The 25,515-nt window shown below is 43.1% G+C and carries 19 protein-coding genes, 5 tRNA genes and 1 rRNA gene; 12 read left to right on the top strand and 13 right to left on the bottom strand.

All coding sequences use genetic code 11. The annotated features are described in order from the left end of the window. Positions 1–3 precede the first annotated feature (3 nt). The 3 genes from OP489_RS12250 to OP489_RS12240 all read left to right on the top strand — a co-directional run bounded on the left by OP489_RS12250 (position 4) and on the right by OP489_RS12240 (position 3,059). On the top strand, positions 4–837 hold the full coding sequence (locus OP489_RS12250) for a ParB/RepB/Spo0J family partition protein (protein ID WP_266162283.1): 834 nt from the start codon (positions 4–6) through the stop codon (positions 835–837). Between the two features lie 65 nt (positions 838–902). Further along, on the top strand, positions 903–2,192 hold the full coding sequence (serS, locus tag OP489_RS12245; protein ID WP_266162281.1) for a serine--tRNA ligase: 1,290 nt from the start codon (positions 903–905) through the stop codon (positions 2,190–2,192). A gap of 105 nt (positions 2,193–2,297) precedes the next feature. After that, positions 2,298–3,059, top strand: coding sequence for an acyl-[acyl-carrier-protein] thioesterase (locus OP489_RS12240; RefSeq protein ID WP_266162279.1), 762 nt, complete (start codon positions 2,298–2,300; stop codon positions 3,057–3,059). A gap of 112 nt (positions 3,060–3,171) precedes the next feature. Here the strand turns inward: OP489_RS12240 and OP489_RS12235 are convergent, their stop codons facing one another. From OP489_RS12235 to OP489_RS12180, 12 genes are all read right to left on the bottom strand, one after another. Continuing rightward, on the bottom strand, positions 3,172–4,593 hold the full coding sequence (locus tag OP489_RS12235) for a purine-cytosine permease family protein (RefSeq protein ID WP_266162278.1): 1,422 nt from the start codon (positions 4,591–4,593) through the stop codon (positions 3,172–3,174). 34 nt (positions 4,594–4,627) lie between these two features. Then, entirely contained in the window at positions 4,628–4,804 is a 177-nt protein-coding gene (locus OP489_RS12230) for a hypothetical protein (RefSeq protein ID WP_266162277.1), read from the bottom strand. Beyond that, on the bottom strand, positions 4,788–6,599 hold the full coding sequence (locus OP489_RS12225) for a phosphotransferase (RefSeq protein ID WP_266162276.1): 1,812 nt from the start codon (positions 6,597–6,599) through the stop codon (positions 4,788–4,790). The genes OP489_RS12230 and OP489_RS12225 overlap by 17 nt, the downstream gene beginning before the upstream one ends. Before the next feature lie 66 nt (positions 6,600–6,665). Next, entirely contained in the window at positions 6,666–8,468 is a 1,803-nt protein-coding gene (locus tag OP489_RS12220; RefSeq protein ID WP_266162275.1) for an aminotransferase class I/II-fold pyridoxal phosphate-dependent enzyme, read from the bottom strand. Between the two features lie 23 nt (positions 8,469–8,491). Further along, a complete protein-coding gene (locus OP489_RS12215) occupies positions 8,492–8,833 on the bottom strand; it encodes a DUF2304 domain-containing protein (RefSeq protein WP_266162274.1) in 342 nt (113 codons plus the stop codon). Beyond that, entirely contained in the window at positions 8,830–9,570 is a 741-nt protein-coding gene (locus OP489_RS12210; protein WP_266162273.1) for a glycosyltransferase family 2 protein, read from the bottom strand. The genes OP489_RS12215 and OP489_RS12210 overlap by 4 nt, the downstream gene beginning before the upstream one ends. Positions 9,571–9,640: 70 nt before the next feature. After that, entirely contained in the window at positions 9,641–10,786 is a 1,146-nt protein-coding gene (locus OP489_RS12205; RefSeq protein WP_266162272.1) for a glycosyltransferase family 4 protein, read from the bottom strand. A 26-nt stretch (positions 10,787–10,812) separates the two neighbouring features. Next, entirely contained in the window at positions 10,813–11,796 is a 984-nt protein-coding gene (locus OP489_RS12200; protein ID WP_266162271.1) for a glycosyltransferase family 2 protein, read from the bottom strand. 19 nt (positions 11,797–11,815) lie between these two features. Continuing rightward, positions 11,816–13,069, bottom strand: coding sequence for a lipopolysaccharide biosynthesis protein (locus OP489_RS12195; RefSeq protein ID WP_266162270.1), 1,254 nt, complete (start codon positions 13,067–13,069; stop codon positions 11,816–11,818). Between the two features lie 214 nt (positions 13,070–13,283). Beyond that, positions 13,284–14,147 carry a LicD family protein gene (locus tag OP489_RS12190; RefSeq protein WP_266162269.1) on the bottom strand — a complete coding sequence of 288 codons (864 nt, stop codon included), beginning with the start codon at positions 14,145–14,147 and terminating at the stop codon, positions 13,284–13,286. A gap of 43 nt (positions 14,148–14,190) precedes the next feature. Next, positions 14,191–16,185 carry a DUF2142 domain-containing protein gene (locus tag OP489_RS12185; protein ID WP_266162268.1) on the bottom strand — a complete coding sequence of 665 codons (1,995 nt, stop codon included), beginning with the start codon at positions 16,183–16,185 and terminating at the stop codon, positions 14,191–14,193. A gap of 31 nt (positions 16,186–16,216) precedes the next feature. After that, entirely contained in the window at positions 16,217–18,169 is a 1,953-nt protein-coding gene (locus tag OP489_RS12180) for a DUF2142 domain-containing protein (RefSeq protein ID WP_266162267.1), read from the bottom strand. A gap of 257 nt (positions 18,170–18,426) precedes the next feature. Here OP489_RS12180 and OP489_RS12175 point away from each other — a divergent pair, with 257 nt between their 5' ends. The 6 genes from OP489_RS12175 (at position 18,427) to OP489_RS12150 (ending at position 22,325) form a co-directional block, all read left to right on the top strand. Then, entirely contained in the window at positions 18,427–19,944 is a 1,518-nt protein-coding gene (locus OP489_RS12175) for an IMP dehydrogenase (RefSeq protein WP_266162266.1), read from the top strand. Between the two features lie 79 nt (positions 19,945–20,023). Beyond that, entirely contained in the window at positions 20,024–21,265 is a 1,242-nt protein-coding gene (locus OP489_RS12170) for an MFS transporter (RefSeq protein WP_266162265.1), read from the top strand. A 151-nt stretch (positions 21,266–21,416) separates the two neighbouring features. Next, positions 21,417–21,493, top strand: a tRNA-Met gene (locus OP489_RS12165). Positions 21,494–21,521: 28 nt separating this feature from the next. Further along, a tRNA-Glu gene (locus tag OP489_RS12160) sits at positions 21,522–21,596 on the top strand. Between the two features lie 25 nt (positions 21,597–21,621). Further along, a tRNA-Val gene (locus tag OP489_RS12155) sits at positions 21,622–21,698 on the top strand. A gap of 84 nt (positions 21,699–21,782) precedes the next feature. After that, complete coding sequence (locus OP489_RS12150) at positions 21,783–22,325, top strand: hypothetical protein (RefSeq protein WP_266162264.1); 543 nt, start codon at positions 21,783–21,785, stop codon at positions 22,323–22,325. A 141-nt stretch (positions 22,326–22,466) separates the two neighbouring features. Here the strand turns inward: OP489_RS12150 and sleB are convergent, their stop codons facing one another. Further along, positions 22,467–23,162, bottom strand: coding sequence for a spore cortex-lytic enzyme (sleB, locus tag OP489_RS12145; RefSeq protein ID WP_266162263.1), 696 nt, complete (start codon positions 23,160–23,162; stop codon positions 22,467–22,469). 348 nt (positions 23,163–23,510) lie between these two features. Here sleB and OP489_RS12140 point away from each other — a divergent pair. The 3 genes from OP489_RS12140 (at position 23,511) to OP489_RS12130 (ending at position 25,386) form a co-directional block, all read left to right on the top strand. After that, positions 23,511–25,038 (top strand): 16S ribosomal RNA (locus tag OP489_RS12140). 133 nt (positions 25,039–25,171) lie between these two features. Next, positions 25,172–25,247, top strand: a tRNA-Ala gene (locus OP489_RS12135). A gap of 62 nt (positions 25,248–25,309) precedes the next feature. Beyond that, positions 25,310–25,386, top strand: a tRNA-Ile gene (locus tag OP489_RS12130). Positions 25,387–25,515: the final 129 nt, after the last annotated feature.

The raw sequence follows: 25,515 nt of genomic DNA, 5'->3' as shown, positions 1-25,515 counted from the left end.
GTATTGAAAGAGAAAAAGCGCGGATTGGGAAAGGGCTTGGATGCAATTTTTGCTGAGAATGATATTGAGGCAGGCCCACGATCAATCGAGTTGAAACTGAGCGAGTTGGAACCAAACCGAAATCAGCCGAGAAAAGATTTTGACGAAGAGGCACTTGCCGATTTAGCGGACTCCATTTCACAGCATGGTATTTTACAGCCGCTTCTTGTGCGGCCTCTTTTAGAGGGTGGCTATCAAATTGTCGCCGGTGAACGCCGTTGGAGAGCAGCTCGTATGGCTGGGGTACAAACAGTTCCGGCACTCGTGAGAGACCTTTCTGATGAAGAGGTCATGCAGCTTGCATTGATCGAAAATCTGCAGAGGGAAGACCTGAATCCGTTGGAAGAGGCGCAGGGTTATCAATCTTTGATGGATTCCTATGGTTATACGCAGGAGAGTGTCGCAAAATCGGTAGGACGTTCCCGCCCAGCGGTTGCCAATGCGCTGCGGCTTTTATCCCTGCCGCAGGAGATTCAAAAACTGATCAGTGACGGCAGTCTTTCAGCAGGACAGGGAAGAGCAATTCTGGCATTTCCAAAAGAATTGCAGATTTCTCTTGCAAAACGTTGTCTTAAAGAAGGAATCACGGTTCGTGATTTAGAAAAGCTTGCAAAGAGTTCAACACCAAAGGCAAATTTAAAGAAGGAAAATCCTTATTACAAAGAGGTTGCACTTTCTCTGCATGAGCAGTTGGGACGCAGAGTAAAGGTGAGCGGAACCCGTGGAAAGGGATTTTTACAGATTGAATTTCGCAATGAAGAGGATTTAAAAAATCTTTTGCGGATGTTTGAAGAATAGATGCTTAATTTCATAAAAAATGGGAAAAATTGTAATGAGTAAACGATAAAAGGAGTTAGCAAACCATGCTGGATATCAAATTGATTCGGGAAAACCCTGACTATGTAAAAAAGGCAATCCAGAAAAGAGAAATGAATCTGGACAATGTGATTGATGAAATTCTCGCGCTGGATGAAAAGCGCCGTGAGTTGACCGGTGCAGTTGAGGCGAAAAAAGCGGAGCAGAATGCGGTTTCTAAAGAAGTTCCGAAGATTAAAAAAGCGGGCGGAGATGCTTCTGAAGTGCTGAAGAAAATGAAGCTACTTTCAGAAGAAGTAAAAGAGCAGAACGCAAAGCTTGCTGAGCTGGAAGAAGCGCAGAAAACAAAAATGCTGTCTTTGCCGAACCTTCCGGATGAAGATGTACAGGCCGGCGGAAAAGAGCAGAACATTCCGGATCATTATTTTAAAGAAAAACCGGTTTTTGATTTTGAAGCAAAAGATCATGTGACTCTTTGTGAGAATCTTGGCTTGATCGACTATCCGCGTGGAGCCAAACTTGCTGGAAACGGTGCATGGATTTATCGCGGTATGGGCTCCAGATTGGAATGGGCGCTGCTCAACTTCTTTATTAATGAGCATATTTCGGATGGATATGAGCTGATCCTTCCGCCGCACATGCTCAAATATGAGTGCGGCTATGTAGCAGGTCAGTTCCCGAAGTTTGTAGACGAAGATTACTGGATTGCAAACCCCACCAGCACAGATAAGAAATTCTTGCTGCCGACAGCCGAAACAGCGCTTGTGAATCTTCATCGTGATGAGATCTTAACAGAAGATGAGTTGCCGCATAAATATATTGCCTATACTCCCTGCTATCGTCGGGAAGCAGGTTCTTATCGCAGCGAGGAACGCGGAATGATTCGCGGACATCAGTTCAATAAAGTTGAAATGGTGCAGTATACAACCGAAGATCGCAGCGACGAAGCATTTAAAGAACTAGTAGGCAAAGCAGAGCGCCTTGTACAGGAACTTGGTCTTCACTATCGTTTGTCCCGTTTGGCTGCGGGCGACTGCTCATTCAGCATGGCACGTACCTATGATATTGAAGTTTGGATTCCTTCTATGGGGATTTATAAGGAAGTTTCTTCCGCTTCTAACGCAAGAACCTATCAAGCACGTCGCGGAAACATTAAATACCGCGGTAAAGACAAGAAACTGCGTTTTGTTCATACGCTGAATGCTTCCGGATTGGCAACTTCCCGGTTGCTGCCTGCAATCGTAGAACAAAATCAGCAGGCAGACGGTTCTGTCATCGTGCCGGAAGTTTTGAGACCGTATATGGGCGGAATCGAAGTATTAAAGCCGATTAAATAAGATCGGAACAAAAATCAAGAACAGGGAATCCTTGAGAGGACAGAAATGAGCTGTCTTTCTAAGGATTCCCTGTCTTAAAATTTGCAAAAGAGGGAGGTTTTTCAGATGACGGATGAAGAGATCAGAAAAGCAGATCCATATGTAAATCCGAAAACGGGGATCGCTGTTGCCAAGTTTGAGCGGAAGGCACGGGTAGCAAGCTATCAAATCGGTGCCGCCGGAAATATACGGCTTTCAGCTTTGCTGCGGATGGAGCAGGAAACTGGCGAAGAGCATATGGATGGAATCGGCATGGGCTATGAATGGTTAATGAAAGAGCAGAAAGCTTTTTTGATTACGACAAACCAGGTGACGATTCACCACATGCCGCAGCGCAACGAACAACTAACAATCGTAACGCGTCCTTTGGGGACGAACGGCGTTCAGTTTTATCGAGAGTTTTCTTTTCAATCAGAGGGAAAAGAAATTGTCCGAATTTTACAGGTAAGTGTAGTCGTGGATTTTCGGGAACATAAACCACTTCGGCCGGACAAAATTTATGAATACCGGATATTCTGTCCGCTGCAGGCAGAAAAAAAGGAACGTCCTGTACGGCTGCGCTTTGGAGAGATGCCAAAGTTGGGAGATCGCCCGATTCGGTACAGTGACCTTGACCGTAATGGACATCTGACGAATACGATTTACGGAGATATTATTGAAGACTTTTTACCGGAAACTTTTCGAAACTACCATAATGTGCAGATCAATTATCAGAAAGAAAGTAAGCTTGGCGATATGCTGGAACTTTTTGGAGAAGTACATAACGACGGGTTTGCGATACAGGGGATTCATCACGGAGAAATCGGTTTTACAGCGTTTATTTCTTAATAAGAATGAAACGCTGTAATAAAAGAACAAAGACAAATGAAAAAGGGAAGCCCAATAACATGATTTTTTATGTTATCAGGCTTCCCTTTTGGATTCAAAAAAGCAAGAACAATTATTTAGAATCAAGTTTCATATAGCTTTTTCCAGGGGCTGTTTTGCAGGCAATCAGATAAACAATGCCTGCAGTAAAGAAGGAAACAGAGGATGCACCAACATAATAGAAAATTGGAGAATATATTTCCCCGGAAATCGGATTAAAAATCAACAGTGCAGAAACAAATCCGATCACAAGGCTAAAAAGCCCAATCAAGTTAAATCCATGGGTAAAACGATATCGATCAGAATTGAGAAAATAAGCGTCTCGTAAAGAGAGGTGCTGATGTTTTACAAAGAAGAAATCCACCACAAGCACAGCCATAATAGGGGCATAAAGATAAGTTTCTACCGCGAGAAAAGAGCTGAAATATTCAATCACCTTATTCCAAACTGTCAGAAACAAAACATAAGCCGCAAGTAAAAATACGAATGTATTGTACTTTACTTTTGGAAAAGAAGATTTGAGAACAAGCGCATTCATGTAAGAACCGACGCCCTGTGTTCCGATATTAGCAAATGCCACAAGTACAAGAGAAAGCAGTGCAACAGGAGGAGAAGCAAGGTTTGCAAGCATATAAGTGGGGTCATCGCTCATCACTCCGAATTTAACAAACATTGCAATTGCGAGAACACCGCCGGCAAAACAGAAAAACGGCGCAACAACTCCATAGCTTGTAACAGTGGCCCAATATGCATGCTTTTCTTTTTTGCAGAGTCGCGGAAGAACAAACATTGCGACCGACCATGAGAAAGCAAAAGCAATATTTAGCTCTAATGCACGCATATAAGCTTCTTGTCGTCCTCCTGGATAGGCACTAAGATCCGGCTGATAGTTGAGAATCTCAGAAGTTGGAACAGAGGTCATTGCAATGATAACAACGATAATGCCGACCCCCAGCATGGAGGGAACCATAATACGGGTTGATTTCTGAATTGCTGTTGGGCCGCCGATTGCAATGGCTGTACCTAAAAGGATAGAACCGACTCCTAAAAATGGCTGAAAAGATTCTGGAATAATAATGCCTGCCATTGCTAACAGATTGCTCATAGAGGATGAAAATAATTCTGCACATACGGCATACCATGGAAAATTAGCAAGCACGGCTAAAACAGTAAGTATTTTGCAGCCATTTAATCCAAAAATGCTGCGAAACCAAATCCAAACATCAATTCCATAACGGACGGAAAATAAAATTGGAAGGGAAACAATTGCTAAAACTAAAATATTAATTCCAAAGGTGTTGGCAATTAATTGTTTAAAATCCAAGAGCCCTGCAACAGTAGCTCCCTGTGTATAGCACCACGTGGCGATTGCATATCCGCTGATAATTAAAAAAGCATCCAAAAATCCGTATTTTCGTTCCTGCGGCAAAAGTGGTGCAATTCCCAGCGTTGTTTCCTGTTCAATCAGCTTTTCTCGATTGCTTTTCTCTTTCATATTCCTTCATAAACTGCCTTTTAAAAATTTCAAATCAGACGAACAGACCCCATACAAACAATGCAAGACTGCCGATAATTGTACACCATACAGCAATCCAGTTTCCGCGGCTGAAATCACTTGATTCCATGTCGGAATTATTTTCCAGATACTCAACCCGACGTGCAATTTCTTTCATTTGTTCTTTTTCAAAATCAGTTTGCGGCTTCATTCATTTCATCTCCATTTCGATCAGAATGATAAAGATTCCATGCGACATTTCCATATTCTTTGGTATAACGGTACCAAATGTAAAGATATTCTCCGACGCTTTTTCCCATGCTTTCTTGGTAGATCGCCCATAAAAACCAGTAATAAGCGGAAATAGAAGTATAGGCAAAGTAATGCCGAAGCTCTTTTTGGCTGGGATCGTGCTGTAAATAGATCGATAAAATCTTTTTAGCTTGCTGTAAGGAATAGTCAGAGCAGGCAAGGTAGGTTCCTAAATCCCATGCAGGATCAGCTGTTCCGGCATACTCCCAGTCAATCAGAAAAAGATCGCCATTTTCGTTGGCTAAAAAGTTTTGATCATAGCAGTCACAGTGACAGAGACATTTAGGAATTTCATCTGCTTCTGCCAAGGCATAAAGCTCTTTGGTCCTTTTATAGAGGGTCTGGTAATCTTCGAAATGATCGCGCCCTTTTTGCTCGATCTGAGAGGTAAAGTTGTGAATCATTTTCCAAATGTCGAAGGAATAAGGACTTTTTTGGGGGTAAGCGTGAAGCGTTCGGACCATTTCTAGGGAATGTTCTACTTGTGAGGGATTATGATAATCCATGGCCTTTGCGCCGTTAATAAAGGAAGAAAGCTTCCAGCCTCTTTTTTCATCCATGTAGAGAAAGGAAGGATCCAGCTTCAGCTCTTTTGCAGCATGCATGGCCCAGGCTTCTGCTTTTCGGTTAATATAGGAATCTGTTCCAATACCTGGGTGGCGGTAAACATACTTTTTTCCAGCACAAAAGAAGGAAAAAGAAGTATTGGTCATGCCGGCTTTAATTGGTTCAATTTTCTGAATATCCTTTGTTTTGCAGGAGAGAATTTTTTGAATATTGTGAAAAATATCAGAATCAATATTTTCAACATAGCTTTGGTCAAATTTCTGCAGTTCCGAAAGAGAATCGAATTCGTAAATAACGCCGGAAGGATACGGCTTTAAATAAAGTGTGAGTTCATTTAAATGGCGCATATAAAAGTTTTCCCAAAGTTGAGTTTTGGTTTCGGGATTTTCATAATCCTGCTGCATTAAACGAACAAAATTGCTGCTGAACTCCTGGTCAAAATAAACATGACCCGTCATATACCATGCGGCCTGACCACCGATGGATACCGAAATAATTTTTCCTTTTCGGTTTGCCTTCATGCAGTATTCATCTGTTTTAGAAGGGGAATAGACAGCCGCATAATAAGCTTGATAAACATATGGTTCAAAAACATTTTGGGTAAAGTAATCATCAGAGGAGCAGATGTAGGTATTCTTGAGTTTATCGACGACCCGCATTAAAGAAGAAGGATTATTATAGCGATAATAGTCTTCGTTCACGACCAAATTTAGATGAAATTTATCGGCCAGATAAAACATTTTTTCTTTCATATAGCCGACAATAAGCGTAATATCGTTGATTCCAGCTTCTTGCAGCTGACGAATCTGCCGCTCAATCAAAATTTCGCCGCGAGCCTTTAAAAGAGCCTTTGGCTTTTCATAAGAAAGCGGTGCAAAGCGGGAGCTCATGCCGGCTGCCATAATCACTGCATTTTGAACCTTGTAGGGAAGTAAAGCCTGTTTTCCGTTTTGTGTAATACAAAGCGCATCATTGATTAAACCAGAGGCCTTTAACTCCTTTAAACAGGAATTAATTTTTCCAAGAGAAACAGAAAAAGTTTCTGAAAGTTCTCGCTGAGAGGGAGAAAAAGAGGAATTTTTCTTTAGCAGAAAATATAGAATATCAAATTGAAGTTTAGAAAGCATGATAGTTCGTCCAATCTGTTCATTTTTATTTGTTTTTTATGAGATTTTGAACATGGGGGCATAAAATTAGAAAAGCTTTTTGAGACAGTTAGTCAACTTTTGATTGTCTGTTTCATTGCGAACAGCAATACGAATATACTGCTTCCCTACCTTTTTGGTAAGGTCTTTGATCAGAATGTTATTTTTACTGAGTAATTCTTTGGTTAATGAAAGAGCGGTCCATTTCTGAGAAACAATCTCTGCCATTACATAGTTTGCTTCTGATGGAATGATCCGAAGCTGCGGTATGGAGGAGAGCTGTGATACAAATTTTTTACGTGCTTCTTTAATCTTCAAAAGAGAAGCGGAATAATCTTTTTTGTACTTTTCTTCGATCTGCATGAAAAATTCACCGAAGGAGTTGATATTCCAGATTGCTACGTCTTTTTTCATCGAAGCAATCAGTTCTTTGTTTCCGCTTGCAAAAACGCCCAGACGAATTCCGGGAACACCATAAGATTTCGAGATGGATTTCATGACGAAAAGATTTGGATTAGCTAAAATCAGAGATTGTTCCAATAGAGAAGCATCCTGTTGAGAAAAATCAGCAAAAGATTCATCGAGCAGTAAGCAGATAAATTTTTCTTTGCACCAAGCGAGCAAACGCAGTAAATCTTTTTTAGGAATGAGGTTGCCGCTGGGGTTATCCGGGTTAATTAAAACTAATGTAGAGATTCCTTTGTCTGAAAAAAATGACATTAAATCATCGGCTGTATAGGAAAAGTCTGCATTATTAGGACGGAAGATAACTTCTTTTTCGGGACTGTAGCGATTGGGGTATTCTTCGAAGGTGGGGCGAATAACACCGATTTTGCCGTTTTGAAAGCTCATAAATGATTTAATTAACTCAGCGGCACCGTTTCCTACTAAAATCTCATCGGAATGAAGATTAAAATTTCGTGCAGCCAAAAGACTGTTAACCTTCATGCCGGAAGGATATTGGGTCAGCAGAGATACAAAATTCGACTGCATCTCGTTGATCATTTTCTGAGGAGGGAAATAAGGGTTAACGAGGTAGCAAAAATCAAGAAGCTTTGGATAGCGCCAATATCCGCCATAACGGCTTTCGACAGAGGAAAGAAGCTCTTCATCATTCGAAGAAAAAAGAGAAGAAGCGATATCAAGATCCTGAATATCGTCAATTTCGTACCAGCGCTGCCCCTCAAGTCGTTTTGCGTAAATTCCGGGATTATCAAGCATAGCGATTACCCGAAGGACCTGCTCATAATATTCATTGTTTCCTAGCGCTTTAGAGTAGGCTTCCAAGAACGGCACATAATGTGTGCGGGAAAATTCCTTGCCGAATTTATAAAGATTTACTGTTTTATAGTAAGAATCCGTATTCTTAAAATCAAAATCTTTTCCAGGAACAAATGAAAGAATTCGGTCATTTTTGTCAATTTGCATGACCGTGCCGTCCATCCAGCTTTCGTAACGATCAACCAGTGCCAACGTATCTCTGGGATCGTCCGTCAATGCATGCAGAACAGAATCTTCAAAAATGATATCCGATTCTAAAAGCAAAGTATCATCTTCCAAAAGGTAGTCTTTTGCAAGCCATAGAGAATAAATATTGTTTGTCTTGTCGTAAATAGGATTGTCAACAAAGGTAATGGGAGTCTTAACAGAAAGCGTCTTAATAAAGTTGATTAACTTTTTCCCCTCGTACCCTTCCACAATAATAATACGGTTAAGAGAAAGCTGATCGAGTTGAGTGAGCGCGCGTTCAATCAGAGTGATTCCGTTTACTTTTACCATACATTTGGTGTTGTCTTGCGTTAGTTCCTTTAGTCGCTTTCCCATTCCAGCGGCCAAAATAATTGCCTGCATTTCACAAATTCACTCCTTTAGATTCATTTTGAATGAGTTGCTTTTTCGTTCAGCGCGATTCGCTGAGTAAGCTCTTTTAATTTTGTATCCATGGAAGAGACACGCAGATACAGTTTAAAAACACGCCAGATCAAAAGCGCAATGATAACCAAATAGACAAGATTTACTGGAGATTGGACCCCCAATAAATCAGAGACTACGTAAGCAATCTGTGGGAAAATGGCCAGAATGACCAAGATGGCGGAAAAGAAGATCCAGAAGAGGCTATCGGAGATCAGAAGTTTTGATTTACGAATATTTCGTAAAACAAGCTGAAGAGAAAGGATAGCTGCTAAAAGCAGCAGAACTCGAAACCAGATCGTCATGAGAGAACCTCCTCTTTTCCAAGGTCAACTTTTTGCCGAAACCATCCGATAAATACGATGCTGATACAAATCGTTGCCATGTAGCGGATACTCCGAGATAAATTTAGGTAGCTTTCTCCAGCAATTCGGTCATCCATTTTCACCTGTACTTCGCAGACTTTTGCACCACTGCGAATCAGATGTGCGATTGTATCCGGTTCGGGACCATAGTTGATTTCAGTTGCAAGAATTCGAATCACCCGGCGGCTGAACATTCGCATTCCGCTGGTAGGGTCGGTGATTGTTTTATGGGTTGTCATATGAATAAAAGTTTCGATCAGATTGTTTCCAAACATCCGCAGAGTTTTAGGCTTTTCCGCTGAGACAAAACGGCTGCCGATCACAACATCATAGCCTTCTTTGATCTTTTCTTCCATGGCTCCGATAAATTCAGGACGATGCTGTCCGTCGCCGTCAAATTGAATTGCAGCATCGTAATCATTCTGCATTGCATATTTCATTCCGGTTTGAAATGCACCGGCAAGTCCTAGATTGATTGGCTGATCAATTAAACAATAACCGTGATCGCGGCAGATCTGAGCGGTTTGGTCATGACTGCCGTCGTTGACGACTACATAGTCATATTGCGGAAAATTCTGAATCAGGTTGTCCACAACGCGGACAATATTTTGGGCCTCATTATAGGCAGGAATAATAATCAGAGTTCGCAAATTAAGAACATCCTTTCCTGTGATCATGCAATTTCTCCTAAATTTTTATTGTACTACAGATTATAGCACTTGAAAACAAAAACTCGATAAGCAAGGGCTATAGAGATTCCCATGGAATCTCCATCAGTGCAGTGCAGGTAGAAGCGTAAGTAAATCCATGAAGAACTTTTTCTTTCGCAGCGGCCGCTGCAGTTTCCCTTTTTTCGGGAAATAAAAGCAGGTTTCGAATCGTTTCGGCAATGGTTTCTGGTTCGGTATTTTCCAAAATGGTCCCATATTGTGGAGAAGAAATCAGCTCTTTACTGCCGCCGCGGTCTGTTGTGATGACATAGCATCCGCAGGCAGCTGCTTCCAATACGGAAGTCGACATTCCTTCACTGCGGCTGGGCAGACAGAAAATCTCACTGGCTTTTAAAAGAGCAAAGACCTCTTTTTGTTCCAAGGTCCCTAAGAGATAAACAAAATCCCCCTCTTTTTGAAGCGCTTCTTCGCTGGGACCGCTCCCTGCGAAAACAGCAACGGGAGGGTTTTCTTCCTTTTGAAGAAGAGAAATCGCTTTCGCAAGCGGTAAAACGCCCTTTTCTTCTACCAGACGTCCGGTGAAAAGGATAATCGGACGGTCTTTTGGTAAGCCGTATTTTTCCCGTGTTTTTAGAGGGTCAAGATCATCGGTAGCAGATTTAATGATCCGTGGGTCAATAAAATTATAGAGAACGCCGCGCGATTCAATTTTAAAATGATGGAGCCAATCACATCCGGCGTGGCTGACGGCATAAAAGGCGGGGACTTTTTTCTTTAAGTTGGCTGTAATTATGTGTTCATACCATTCTCCGCACTGATTTGCGATCGGGTTTCCAAGATTTAAATGGCCGGCACCGTGATCGATTACAATAAATGGAATTTTTGCTTTATGGCAGCGGGTTGCTGCAAAATAAGAGAGCGGATAAAACCTTGTTTGAATTACCGCGCGATCGCAGCGAGCAATGATGTCGTCTAATAAATGGTTAAGTGCAGGCCCTCCATTTGCAACGGGAAACCGCCCGCCCATCAAAAGATGAGTGGGAACCCGGAAAACTTCGATCCCATAGGAATCAATTTCATGTGGAGAAAGCCCGGGCCTTTCACTGGTGACGACAATGGATTTTTCGCCGCGGGCGATCAGTTCCCGCGCGAGATTAAAAGTATAGCGTTCCACCCCGCCGAAAGAGGGAAGATATTGCGCCGAAAAAAAACAGTAAGTCATATCGTTTCAACTCCAAAATGGATTTTCTATTTTTGTAGGCGAAAAGCGGTTCGCATCAGTCTGGCCATTTTAAAATGAATGAGAAACCAGACTGCAAGAAAGGTTGGACTTTGACGGTACATGATTTTGGAAGCTTCTTTGACTTCCGAATTACAAAGCCAGGATTCAATGATCTGCTTTTCTTCTGCAGAAGATTTGCTACCTTTTTGAACAAGACGCTGAATGCAGCGGGTAACATCTCCGCAGAGAAGAGCGCTTTCTGCCGTTGGAACATAGGTTTCTCCAAAAGCTTTTCGATCAAAGTCGCATTTCTCGTGGTAAACCCGCAAAGCGTCCTGAAATTTTTGTTCCCGATAGGACTGTGTAATAGAATTTTCATTGCGGTGATCGTAATAATACAGGCAATCTGGAAGAAATACAATTTTCTGACAGGCAGGCAAAATAGAAAGATTAAAGAGCAAATCTTCTCCAAGGCCTACTTTTTCATCAAATCCTTTTTGAATCTGTGAGCGGAGATAGAGTTTATTATAGGGAGCATTCCACGCATATTCCAACGAAAGAGAAGCATTCTTTTCCTTTAGCTCCTGTAAAGAAGAAACAGCAAAATCGCCGTAATGGGTTTGTGTCGTTTTCTGTTTCCAGATATGTAAAATTCCGCAGATCACAAGGTCTGCTTTTTGATTTTTCTGAGCAGTCAGCATTTTTTCTGCCATTTTGGGAGAAATGGTATCATCGCTGTCTACAAAAAGAACAAATTCACCAGTAGCTCTTTGAAGCCCCAAATTTCGTGCATGGGAAACACCGCCATTTTTTTGATGAAAAACATGAATCCGATTATCCCGCAGTGCCATTTCGTCGCAGATTTTTCCGCTCTGATCCGGAGAACCGTCATCGATTAGAAGGAGTTCAAAATTTGGCATGGATTGGGATAGAATACTGTCCACACAGGCATTTAAAGTTTTTTCGGCCTGATAGACCGGAACAATAAAACTGATTTTAGGATTTTCCATTTTTTAAAACTCCTGTTCTTTAAAACTCCGTGCCCTTTTTTGACTGCTTCAAAAAATACAGAATAAAGATAATTTGGACGAGTGTCAGAACGGCCATAGAAACCATATAGCATAACGAGGCACCCAGCAGAGCAAAATCTCGTACCATCGGCCGCACGATCAAGAAGCAGCAGACCGCAGAGACCGCATTGACGATCAAGAGTGTTTTTTGGTGTCGGATAATCGTGAAAACAACGTTAAACCATCCAGCAGTAGCGGCAAAGATTCCACCTAGCAGGACAATCATTAACTCGGAGCGATAAGCAGAGAGCTGAGGCAGACCGTAAAACCAGCTTAAAAATGGAATTCCAATCCACCAGCCGACCAGAAGAGCGGCAATGCCGATCAGGGCGATCCAAAGGAGCAGGAACAAAACCTGCCTCATAAAGTCTTTGCGGTTTCCGTTTACCCAATCTTCCGCCATCTTGGTGATATAAAGGCGGTAGATGACAAACGTAAAAAGATTTACAACAGAGGCCGGCATAAATAAAATGCTGAAATAGGTTTGCATATCCGGCGAAAGAAATTCATCGATTGCGTATTTTGGCGCTGAAATAATGTAAGACATCAGAAAAGTAGTTAAGAAAAGCGGTAAGCATGCAGTGGCAAGCTGTGGAACAAAAGATAGGGAGGTACGGTGAGCCTTTTCAAAATGATTTGAAATAGGAACTGTAATCACGAAAATCCAAATCCCTGCAAAAATCGTATAGACAAGTAGGGAGAGGAAAAAGTTTTCTGTTAAAATTAATAGACCCCAAAATAAAATAGTATCGAAGACAACTCGAAGCGTAAAGCTTTTTCCGGAGAGATCGAGACGGTTGTTAAGCTGTAAAAGTCCTTGAAAAACATTTTCGTAGGCTTCGATCATTTGAAAAATACAGCAGAGAACAACCGCCGACAATTTTTCACCGCTGTATCCATTGAGAAGAATCCAGATAACCGTAAAAATGGAAGCAGCAATAATTGTGATCAGTCGGAAAAGGTGATATTCCGAAAAAGAAAATTCATGGCGGATATCGCTGACCTGAAAGTTTCGCACTTCAAAATAAGCGACAGGGCTTACAATTTGCCCGACCGCTAAAGCCAGCGAATAGATTCCGGCTGTTTCGGCGCCGCAGATCCTTGTAATGATCAGCGTCATTAAAACAGTGTTGGCAGCGTTACAAATGCTGCCTGCCATATTCCAGAAGAAGATGCCGCTTTTTGTAGCCGGCTTCAATGCTTTTCGGTACATGCGTTTTAAGCACTCCGTTCATTTCTCAGATTCTGCTTTCCAAAATCCAGAACGGTGGCCATATGATTGCGCCGTTGTTCCGAAGGGGAAAGCTCAAGATAATCATTCCCATATTCTCAGGAAAGATAATCTTCCGGATTTGTCATCACCGGAAGGCTAATAAAATCAAAAGGAAGATCAGTGGTGTTTTAAATCAAATCACTGTCGATAATGTTTAGAATTTTAGGACAGCGGCAGCATGATTGTGCCGTTGAGAAATAGGGGGAAGTTTCATAAAATCATTTCCATATGAGCGAGCAAGATATTCTTCGGGATGATTCATTACCGGAATCTGTGTTCCATTAAAAGGAAGGAATATAGAATCCTTTTTAGCAGGATCCTCTACCCAAATATCGAGGGATCTTGCTTCTCCAAAATAACACATTCGGTCGCTTGGGTTTTCTTGCCCTTTGCTTCGCCAAAAATCAAGCTTTTTCTGGATTGCGGCGGCATTGGTTTTTGTTAAATGAAGAAACCCGCGCAATACGGAGCAGCCTAATTTCGCAAATGTGCAAAAAACTGGATTTTCTGAAGGGAAATTGATAGGGAGTCCGGTACCTAAATACATTGCACGGCATAGGGTAAGCGTTTTGGAAGCAATCTTTTTAGCAAGTTCCGGGTCCCTTGGAATAAAATCCAGCGGAAAAAGATCAATAGAAATATGCATTCGCTCATGCCCCGGAAGATTTTCAGCTCCTTGACTGATACAAAGCGTTCCAGGCTTATGAAGGGTTGCAAAGGGCTTGATGTAATCGGGGTTATTTTGCAGCGATTGAATTTCGTATCCTGGAATGGTGATCCCTTTTGCATTGAGTGAAAGAAGCTTATCATAATCTTTTCGCGGCATGTAAAAATCCATGTCATCGTCCCATGGAATAAACCCATGGTGTCGATAAGCGCCTAAGGTGGTTCCGTAAGCACCAAGAACAATTAAGTCTTGCTTTTTACAAAAATCCAGCAATGCAGAACTCATTTTGGTAAGGGTCTGTTGTAGCTTTAAAAGGGTTTCTGTATCGTATTCTTTAAAAAAAGCGCTCATAAAAAATCCTTTCTAAATATATAAGTTGCAGACGGAAATGATTTTATCCGATTGCCGGTGTTCCGGAAAGAAGATTTGTGAAAAGTTCCAGCAGTAAAAATGCGTCGCAAAAGATACCACAAAAAACAAGTGGCCGGTCGATTCCCTTTTTGGGAACCAGATTGTCTTGCTGGAACAGAAGGAGAAGGAGCGGCAGAAGCGGCAGGAAATACCGCCCCTGCAGCCCATCAACAAAGCGATAATAAACCATTGTCCATGTAAAAGCCGCATACACAGTTGCGCCGGTTACCAAAAGAATAATAAAGACCATTTGCCAGCGATGCTTTGTAAGCGGCCGCGGTAGGCGCTCAGATTCTTCTTTCTTCCAAAGCATGGAAAGAATCAGAAGGACAATGAAAGTGATGATCCAAAAATGGTCTACTGGAATCTTCGACCAACCCAAGCGCCCTCCAACTAGGTTTTCAACCAGCGTGCCTTTTAAATCCTTAACGGTTTGGAAAAGCATTAAAAAGGTTTCCTGTAGATGGGTCAGTAAAAATTTTGGAGTAAACAGCGTTTTAGCGCCGGGTGTCGTATAAGAAGCCGCATTGCCGCCCGTTTGCAGCAGCATGAAGAGAGCTACGATTGCAAGAGAGCCCCAACGGTAAACACGGGAAGAATGGCGGTCCTTGAATTTTTTAGCCGGAATGAACAGGATGAGCGGACAAAACAGCACATAGACTTTTGATGGAGCTAAAAGTGCCAATGGAATGCAGAAGAGAAGCCAGTCTTTTATGTTGATCGGTTCATTTTCCGGCTTTAAAAGGAGCCGCAGCCACGCGGCAAAGACGAGAAATGCCATCGGGAACATCTGTGTATCGGAGGAGCAGCTGCTTCCTAAATGCAGTGCCATCGGCAATAAAGCGGCAACGGCAAAAAATCCTTTTCGCACGGGAACAATTGCGATTGCAAGGGTAAAAAGCAGCAGATACAAAAGAGAATTTGCTACACGCGCCATATAGTAGACAGTTACATAATTAAAATTCATGAGGCGTCCGGCGGTAATTGCAAGTCCTTCAAAAATATAGGAGGGACCATCCCAACCGAATTTTTCAACCGGCATTGGAAGCTCATTCGGATCACCGTCTATCTTTTTTCCGATATTTCCAAAGACAGTTAAATAAGTCTGTTTGGTTGGATTTTCGTCGATCATATCAAAGATAAAAGCATCATCATGGCGCATAGTAATAAGACTTGGGTCTGCCTGCTTTCCCATCAGATGATCCGAAAAACGATAGCTCTGCGAATAATGATTCCATTCGTCGGGCGCGGATTGGATCGGAAGAACCATATCGAATCCCATGATGAGAAGTAAGCCCACGATAAGGAAACACCAATGCAGTTTTGCATGGAAAACCGCCAGCATCAGGTAACCCACAAGAACCGCAGCAAAAAGCAGTACAAAAAGGATCCAATATCCTTTTACGAGGGAATGGTTATCCCGTGTATTAAGAAAACCGTTCATACAGGCAGAAAGCGTACCGTCCTGATTGATTGCTACAGAGAGAGGAATATCGTTCTGCTGGTGAAAGGTGATTTGAATTTTAACAGGGCGGTTTTCGTTGGCCGCATAAGTAAAATGAGCGAGAACGGGGGAAAATGCGCTTTCTGAAAGATCAGAGTAATTGACTAGAACGGAATTAATAACATGGTTATCAGGATCAATTAGTTCTGCTTTTAAATACCCCTTTGCCCGATCGTCTTTTTGGTTGTTGTTTGTTTGAACCTTGATAGTGGGAGCGGCATTTGTTAGAGAACAGCTGATCGAAATTTGTTTCAGTTTGGCATCCGTTATATAGGAAGATTCTATTACTTCTCGGTCTTCGACCGCTTTCCATGTAATATTTTCTGAAGAAAAAGGAATTGTATCGATCTGATCAAATGCAGAATGGTAAAAAAACCATCCGGCAACAGCAAAGATACAGCAGATTAAAAGTGGAATCCATAATTTCTTCGTTTTTTCTTTGTTAAAAATCCTTTTCATAGAATCCTTTATCATTTGTTTTCCTCCAACATTTTTTGGGATTTATCTAAGCAAGTAGTCTGTCTGAGAATACTTCCATCAGAAGGAAGGAATTACAAAAGACAGCAATCATAAAAAAGCGGCGACAATCGTCTCTTTTTGTAATAAATGTTTTTTGGCAGCACAAAAGCATGATCAGTGGAAGGATCGGCAGAAAATATCGGCCCTGAATCCCTTCGACCCTGTCGCTTACGATCGGGGTCCATGTAAAAGCGGCATAAACAACTCCGGCAATTACGAGGAGAATGATGCTCAAAAAGACCCATTGATAGCGGGAAAACTTTGCCGGTAGCTTGTTTAGCTCCTCTTCTGTCCAGAGAGAGGAAAAAAGCAGCAGTGCAAAGAATATAAAAATCCAAAGTAAATCAACAGCAACATTCAGCCAACCTAAGGCCCTACCGATCATTCCATGCACAAAGGCAGCTTTATAGTCTGTTATTGTGTTGCACAGCACTTGAATCGTTCTCGTCGGGTGTGCAAAAAAGTATCCCAAAGAAAAATGAACGCTGGCAATTTCCGATGGTGATGACCAGGCGGAATTAAAGCTTTTAAAAATCAAAAATAGAACGGCCAGCACAAATGCTCCAGTACGAAGCGCATAGGCCCAGTGCGGATTCACAAATTTTTCTTTTGGAACGAAAAGCGCAAGGACGCAAACCAAGATGTAAACTTTACAAGGGGCAAGTAAAATAAGCGGAATACAAAAAAGGAGCCACTCTTTTAAGAAAATGAAGTGACCTTCCTCTTTGCAGGACATTCGTAGCCAGAGCGCAATTACAAGGTAAGACATCGGGAACATCTCTACGTCATAAGAGAGACTGTTCCCTAAATGGAGCGCTATTGGAAGAAGCGAGGCAACGATAAAAAAGCCTTTTTTTACTGGAGTTACGGCGATTGCTAGTGTACATAAAAGTAAAAAAAGAAGAGAATTTGCAAATCGTGCCATGTAAAAAACAGTGACGCTATTTAAATGAAGAAGTCGTCCAAGTGTGATCGCGGTTCCACCCAAAAGGTAGGTAGGTCCGTCCCACGAAATACGGGAAACGTCAACTTCTTTTAAATCAGTTTGAGTCGCCATTTTTTCGATCTTACCAAAAACATAGGAATAAACAAAATGATCTGGAGTGTGAGAAACCGAAGGCAGTAAATCAAAATCCTCCTGCCGCATGGAAATCTCAGCGCTGCCGGCAGGTAAATTCATCATCTGGTCGGAAACGCGGTAGGCTTGTGTAAAATGATCCCATTCATCGGGAGCCGATTGAATGGGCAGAACGAGCTCGTATCCCATAGAAAGCAAAAAAGCAGCGATCAAAAAGATCAGATGCAGTTTCATATGAGAAAAGGCTAAAAGAAGATAAGTACCAAGTGCCGCTGTAAAAACAAAGGCAAAGACAAGCGCAAATCCTTTTTGCAGGGCACGGTTATCAGTAGAATCCAGATAGCCGACAAGCAGGATATCCGGTTGCCCGTTTCTGGATGTTTTAAGATAAATTGGGTCTATTCCTGTTTGATGAACCGTAATTCTAAGACGCAGATTCCCATTCTTTGCGGAAGAATAGGAAAATCCGGACAGGATCGTCATATAAGAACTCCCATTGAGGTCTGAGTAGCTGACAGAGTTTTCTGCAACGATAGATCCTCGGGAATCGATTGCCTGTACTTCCAGAAAGCCACGAGGAGTGGAATCTTGGCTGAGTAATGACGGATCAAGGGGTTGTCCGTCGGCAGTAAGGGAACACCATATTCCCACCCGGTGAATCAGAAGGGAGGAAGAACATTCTGTTTCTAAAACCTCTCCGTTATGCGTTGCAGTTAACGAACTGGAAAATATATTTGGAGTTTCATTATTACTATAGTCAAATGATTTGCGAAAAAGGTACCAGCCGGTTAAGCATAAAATCACACAAAGAATTCCTGCGCCAATTATTTTTGGCAGCGCAGAATTGCTTTTTTTCAACATTTTCAAATTCTCCCGATTCTGCATTCTAAAAGGATCTATTTCCTTTATAGCATAAATTTCATTATATCAGATAAATATCTATTTGAAAAGAGGACAAGCCGATGAAAAGCAGAGAGATAAAAGGAAATACCTTTTTTAGAGAGAAAAAGATTTTCAGTGAGGAATTGTTGAAAAAGGGGTGGGAATCTGCTATAATTACAAAAATATAGATAAATCGTTTATAAAACCAAAAAATAAAAACACGGAGGCAGCAAAACATGGCGATCTTTTATGATGAACCTTCCCATACTTTCGACGAATATCTTTTAATTCCCGGATATTCTTCTTCAAAGTGTATTCCGAGCGAAGTGAGTCTTCGTACAGCGGTGACAAAGTACCGTAAGGGAGATGGGGAGAAGCCTGCAATCGTCATGAATATCCCCATGGTATCAGCAATTATGCAGTCTGTTTCTGGAGATCGGCTGGCGGTTGCTCTGGCAAAAGAGGGCGGCATTTCTTTTATTTACGGTTCTCAGTCGGTTGAGTCCGAAGCGGCAATGGTTGCACGAGTAAAGGCGTATAAAGCGGGATTTGTGATCAGCGACTCCAATATTCAGCCGGACAAGACCCTTTCGGATATTCTGGAGCTAAAGAAAAAGACCGGACATTCCACGGTAGCGGTTACTTCTGACGGAACTGCTAACGGTAAGCTTTTGGGGATCGTTTCGAGCCGTGACTATCGCTTGAGCCGTATGAGCCTTGATATTAAGGTCAGCGACTTTATGACGCCGATTGAAAAAATTATTTCTGCTCCAAAAGGCGCGACTCTTTCGGAGTGCAATGATATCATTTGGGACCATAAGCTCAATTCTCTGCCGGTAATTGATGATGACGGCCGTTTGTGCTATATGGTTTTCCGCAAAGATTATTCAGAGCATAAGGAAAATGTCAACGAGCTGTTGGATGAGAAAAAGCGTTATGTAGTCGGTGCCGGGATCAATACCAGAGATTATAAGGAGCGGATTCCAGCACTTTTGGAAGCTGGAGCGGATATCTTTTGTATCGATTCTTCCGAAGGCTTCTCTGAATGGCAGAAGATGACCATCGAATGGGTACGCGAAAATTACGGAGACAGCGTTAAGATTGGCGCCGGAAATGTAGTTGATAAAGACGGCTTCCGCTTCTTAGCAGAATGCGGAGCGGATTTTGTGAAGATCGGAATCGGCGGCGGGTCTATTTGTATCACACGTGAGACAAAAGGTATTGGCCGCGGACAGGCGACCGCAATTATCGAAGTTGCAAAGGCACGGGACGAATATTACCGTGAGACTGGAGTTTATGTCCCGATTTGTTCCGACGGTGGAATCGTTTATGATCATCATATTACTTTGGCGCTTGCGATGGGTGCTGATTTTGTGATGCTGGGACGTTATTTCTCCCGCTTCGATGAATCCCCGACCAATAAAGTGAACGTAAATGGGACTTATATGAAAGAGTATTGGGGTGAAGGCAGCAACCGTGCCCGCAACTGGCAGCGGTATGACCTTGGCGGCGACAAGAAGCTTTCGTTTGAAGAAGGCGTTGATTCTTATGTTGCTTATGCTGGCCCGCTTAAAGATAACGTGGCCACAACGCTTAGCAAAGTGAAGTCTACAATGTGTAACTGCGGTGCGCTGACGATTCCGGAATTGCAGGAGAAAGCAAAGCTGACACTCGTTTCTGCAACCAGTATCGTAGAGGGCGGCGCTCACGATGTTATTTTGAAAGACCAGACCAATATCAATCACCAGAGATAATCAATAAAAAATGACGGCCCCTGTACGAAAGAAATTTTGACAGGGGCCGTTTTATAAAAGGAAAACCGAGGGGAACTTTATGAGCAAGTGCTGTTTGCGAAAAAAAGCTCCAAAAGAGAAAAATTATGCACCGGCGTTTTTTGGAGCTTATTTTATTTATTATAGTGCATATGCGCTTTTTGCTTCCTATTTAGTTTCGTATCTTTCTCAGCGAGGCTTTTCTGCGGTGACCTGCGGCCTGATTACCAGCTTGACTTTGGTCGCTAATGTGGTGGTGCAGCCGATTTCCGGATATTTGACTGATACGTTTTTGTCGGTCAGGGATTATCTCATCCTTTCCTGCATCGGCTTGATTGTACTTTGTATCTGCAACATGGTGTTTGGGGGGCAGGAGCTTGTTTGCTTTGTTCTGATTGTTTTTTCCGCAGGATTTGCTTATCCGTTTGGTCAGCTGATGGATGCGTGGGTCAATATTGTCAGCCATTTTTCGGGGACGAATCTTGTTTACAGCAGGGTGCGCGCGTTCGGCTCGATTGGATATGCATTGGCTGCAACTGCGGTGGGCGCTTATTTCTCTATTTTTGGATATGGCAACTATTTTTTATTGCAGGCAATCGTTTTTGCAGGCTTAATTTTCTTTTTGCAGGAGCTCCCCAAGTTAAAGCCTGATAACCGAGCGGAGGGAAAATCCGGGGACGAGGGGGCTGCCCTGGGATTCTTTGAGTCTTTTCGTGTTTCAATGAAAAATCCGCGCTATCGAGCTTGCCTTCTCATTTTTAGTCTTTATTGGCTCAGCCATCGCCCAGTGGGCAGCTATCTTGCTTTATTCTGTGGGGAACGCGGCGGAACGGACCAAATGTTTGGATGGATTTGTGGGATTGGTGCGGTAACAGAATTTGTGGTTTTGCTTTGGATTGCGCGCTCACGGGACCTGATCACTTTAAAACAGGAAACTACGATGACTTTTTTTATCAATCTGGGTCGGCCGGCTTTGTTTTTGCTCCCTGGAATCATTCCGCTTTTTCTGGGACAAATTGTGCAGTCAGTAAGCTTTGGCCTTTTCTATACAATTAGTGTAGAGTGTTTTTCCAGAGCGGCAGATCCTCATATCCGCAGTTTTTCCATTTCTGTAGGATTGACGGTGGTCACCGTTATTGGCACCGTTACGGCGAACCTTTTGGGCGGATTTTTATTTGATAAGTTTGGGTCTATTGGGAATACTGTGATGAGTTTTGGGGTTTCCTGTATTGCGCTGCTTTGCTTTTTAAAATACAAAAAAGTCTTGTTTGATACGGAAAAAGAGGGAGAGACAGAGCGGTAAAACTTCAAGATCAGCCATTTTATACGACTATTTTGCTAAAAACTAAAAAATTCCAAAATTTATTTTGCAAAAATCCATTGACAAAGCTTTCATTTCTGTATTATAATAATTAACGCTTCACTGTGTGCTGTGAGCAGATAGTGGACAAAATGGCGGCATAGCTCAGCTGGCTAGAGCATTCGGTTCATACCCGAAGTGTCATAGGTTCAAATCCTATTGCCGCTACCATTTATCGGAGGGTTTCTCCGATCAATTTGGCCCGGTGGTCAAGCGGTTAAGACACCGCCCTTTCACGGCGGCTTCATGAGTTCGAATCTCATCCGGGTCACCATTTTTCTTATTTTTTTCGCGTATGTGGACGCGTAGCTCAGCTGGTTAGAGCGTTCGCCTCACACGCGAGAGGTCAAGGGTTCGAGTCCCTTCGTGTCCACCAAACCCAGCGGCTTTTGCCGCGCTGAAAACCGCTCTCGCAGCGGTTTTTTTAGTATTTTGAAAGTTTCCGGGAGGTTTCTAAGCCATGAAAAAATTATCTGTTATTGCCGTTGCAGCAGCGCTCATGTTCAGCCTTACCGCCTGCGGAGAAGGCGATATTGCCGCTTCTTCCCAAACAGCTTCTTCGGAGGCTGTCTCTTCTGCGGTCGTTTCCACGGTTTCAGTTGATGCCGGAAAATACGAAAATACGCTTTCGGGTTTGTGCAATTATATGATTGACAGCGGAATTGTTGTACAGGAAGAAGGACAGCCCGAAGAAATGCAGGCTTCTTTTATTGGAGCAAAATCCGGTTTGCGGTACGTGTTCAGCAAAGATCCTGCAAAAGATGAAAAGAATTTATCCGTTGAGTTCTATGAATACGACCTTAACAATCTTTCTGATGAGGCTAAGACCTGCCTTGAAAGTGCAAAAGAGAACGGAACCGTTCCGGTCTTTAATGACAACGTAAAGGCAGTCCTTAGCAAAAACGGAAAATATCTGATGATCTATCATGATTCTGTATCCAATGATGATCATCAGCAGATGGAAAAGGCAGCAACACAGGAATTTGAAAATTTTAAAGCGTAAATTGGATCTATTAATAACATTCAATTAAAGATCAGTTTAAGAGGCTTTTTGTGATTCTTCACGAAAGGGCCTCTTATTTTTTGATAAGAATATCATTTTGAAGAAATAAGGAAGACAATTAGAGCCTTCTTATACTAAAGATTAAGAGCAGAATCGGTGGTCGCCAATAATTGTAATGACCGGACGGGAAAAAATCCACTGACTAGTGCTCTTTTTTGGGTTATAATAATAGACTGCACCGCCGGAAGGATCCCAACCATTGATTGCATCTCGAGCAGCACGATAGGCAGAATCGGAAACAGGAGCATCAATTTGGCCGTCGTTTAAACAACTGAAAGCGCCTGGCTGGTAAATAACACCGGCAAGTGTATTAGGAAAGCTGGGATGCTCAATTCGATTTAAGATGACAGCTCCTACGGCAACTTGCCCTTCATAAGGTTCACCGCGCGATTCTGCGGAAATAACTTTTGCGAGAAGAGCAACATCGTTGCTCGAATATCCGCCGGCAGCACCCGTATTTGCACTTTGGCCGCCTCCACCGATGCCCATGGCGTTCAATGTGTTTTTGCCTGCAACACCATCTGCAGTAAGACCATTGATTTTTTGAAATTTGATCACTGCATTTTTTGTATTGCTGCCATAAATGCCGTCGACGTTTCCGGAGTAAAGCCCTTGATTCTGTAATACGGTTTGAATTTTTACGACTTCGTCTCCGCGGCTGCCTTGTTGAGAAAGTACTGCTGTTGTACCGCTGTGTCCAATCAAAAGCGTGATTGCCAGTAAGTTTACAAGCAAAATAACAAGCAGCCTCCAAAAAAACATACCATATCCTTTCATTTTCCCAAACCTTCTTTCTAAAGAAAGAATGCCCCAAAATGAATCATGAAATACTGGAAATAAGAACCCTCTTAAAAAAAATTAAAAAAGGAGAAAAAAGGGGTTGACAAAAGGAAGTAGGTTTGGTATTATAGTAAAGCTGACTCGCGAGAACGAGCGGCGCAGGACCTTGAAAATTAAACAACGAAAAGAGACAAAGGGACCCGGAAAGATTCCGAGAGGGATTGGAACGGAACGAGAAGAAAAACTCGTAAAAAACGGACAAAGAAAGAAACACGCAAGTGTTTTGAAATGAGCTATAAGAAAGCTCTGAAATACGATTAGAGCGCGGAAGCGTTTTGATAAAATATTTTAGAGAGTTTGATCCTGGCTCAGGACGAACGCTGGCGGCGTGCCTAACACATGCAAGTCGAACGAAACTTAAAGGATGAAGTTTTCGGATGGAATCCGATAAGTTTAGTGGCGGACGGGTGAGTAACGCGTGAGGAACCTGCCTTTCAGAGGGGGATAACGTCTGGAAACGGACGCTAATACCGCATAACATTTTCTCTTCGCATGGAGAGGGAATCAAAGGAGCAATCCGCTGAAAGATGGACTCGCGTCCGATTAGCTAGATGGTGAGATAACAGCCCACCATGGCGACGATCGGTAGCCGGACTGAGAGGTTGAACGGCCACATTGGGACTGAGACACGGCCCAGACTCCTACGGGAGGCAGCAGTGGGGGATATTGCACAATGGGGGAAACCCTGATGCAGCAACGCCGCGTGAAGGAAGAAGGTCTTCGGATTGTAAACTTCTGTCTTTAGTGACGATAATGACGGTAGCTAAAGAGGAAGCTCCGGCTAACTACGTGCCAGCAGCCGCGGTAATACGTAGGGAGCAAGCGTTGTCCGGATTTACTGGGTGTAAAGGGTGCGTAGGCGGTTCTGCAAGTCAGTTGTGAAAACTATGGGCTTAACCCATAGCCTGCAATTGAAACTGTGGGACTTGAGTGAAGTAGAGGTAGGTGGAATTCCCGGTGTAGCGGTGAAATGCGTAGAGATCGGGAGGAACACCAGTGGCGAAGGCGGCCTACTGGGCTTTAACTGACGCTGAAGCACGAAAGCATGGGTAGCAAACAGGATTAGATACCCTGGTAGTCCATGCCGTAAACGATGATTACTAGGTGTGGGGGGTCTGACCCCTTCCGTGCCGGAGTTAACACAATAAGTAATCCACCTGGGGAGTACGACCGCAAGGTTGAAACTCAAAGGAATTGACGGGGGCCCGCACAAGCAGTGGAGTATGTGGTTTAATTCGAAGCAACGCGAAGAACCTTACCAGGTCTTGACATCTATCGAAACCCTAAGAGATTAGGGCGTGCCCTTCGGGGAACGGTAAGACAGGTGGTGCATGGTTGTCGTCAGCTCGTGTCGTGAGATGTTGGGTTAAGTCCCGCAACGAGCGCAACCCTTACTGTTAGTTGCTACGCAAGAGCACTCTAGCAGGACTGCCGTTGACAAAACGGAGGAAGGTGGGGACGACGTCAAATCATCATGCCCCTTATGACCTGGGCTACACACGTACTACAATGGTCGTTAACAGAGAGAAGCAAGCCCGCGAGGTGGAGCAAAACTCTAAAAACGGTCTCAGTTCGGATTGTAGGCTGCAACTCGCCTACATGAAGATGGAATTGCTAGTAATCGCGGATCAGCATGCCGCGGTGAATACGTTCCCGGGCCTTGTACACACCGCCCGTCACACCATGGGAGCCGGTAATACCCGAAGTCAGTAGTCTAACAGCAATGAGGACGCTGCCGAAGGTAGGATTGGCGACTGGGGTGAAGTCGTAACAAGGTAGCCGTATCGGAAGGTGCGGCTGGATCACCTCCTTTCTATGGAGAACAGTTAAATGGAAGCATTTAACGACATTCCAAGGTCAGGTTTCCTGAGTCTCTAATCGTTGTTTAATTTTGAAGGCCTTGCAAAAGGACTTCAGAAGGTGGAAGGGTAACAGCCACCAGTTATGGGGGTATAGCTCAGCTGGGAGAGCGCCTGCTTTGCAAGCAGGAGGTCAACGGTTCGATCCCGTTTATCTCCACCAAGGCTCCGAAAGGGGCCAAAAGAAAAGATGGGCAGACGGTGAGAACCGGAAGCCGGAAACATGGGCTTATAGCTCAGCCGGTTAGAGCGCACGCCTGATAAGCGTGAGGTCGGTGGTTCGAGTCCACTTAAGCCCACCAGCACCGAAAGGTGCAAGTTGTACATTGAAAACTGAATAAAGAAGTAGAAGCAGATATTGAACGCAACAATGAGAAATCATTGTTAGAAATTATTATCAAATCTACAATTTCATTAAGCAACGATGAGAG

Origin of the sequence: Caproicibacterium sp. BJN0003 (genome assembly GCF_026314295.1) — a bacterium.
Classification (GTDB): Bacteria; Bacillota; Clostridia; order Oscillospirales; family Acutalibacteraceae; genus Caproicibacterium.
This window is presented reverse-complemented; position numbering and strand designations above follow the sequence as displayed.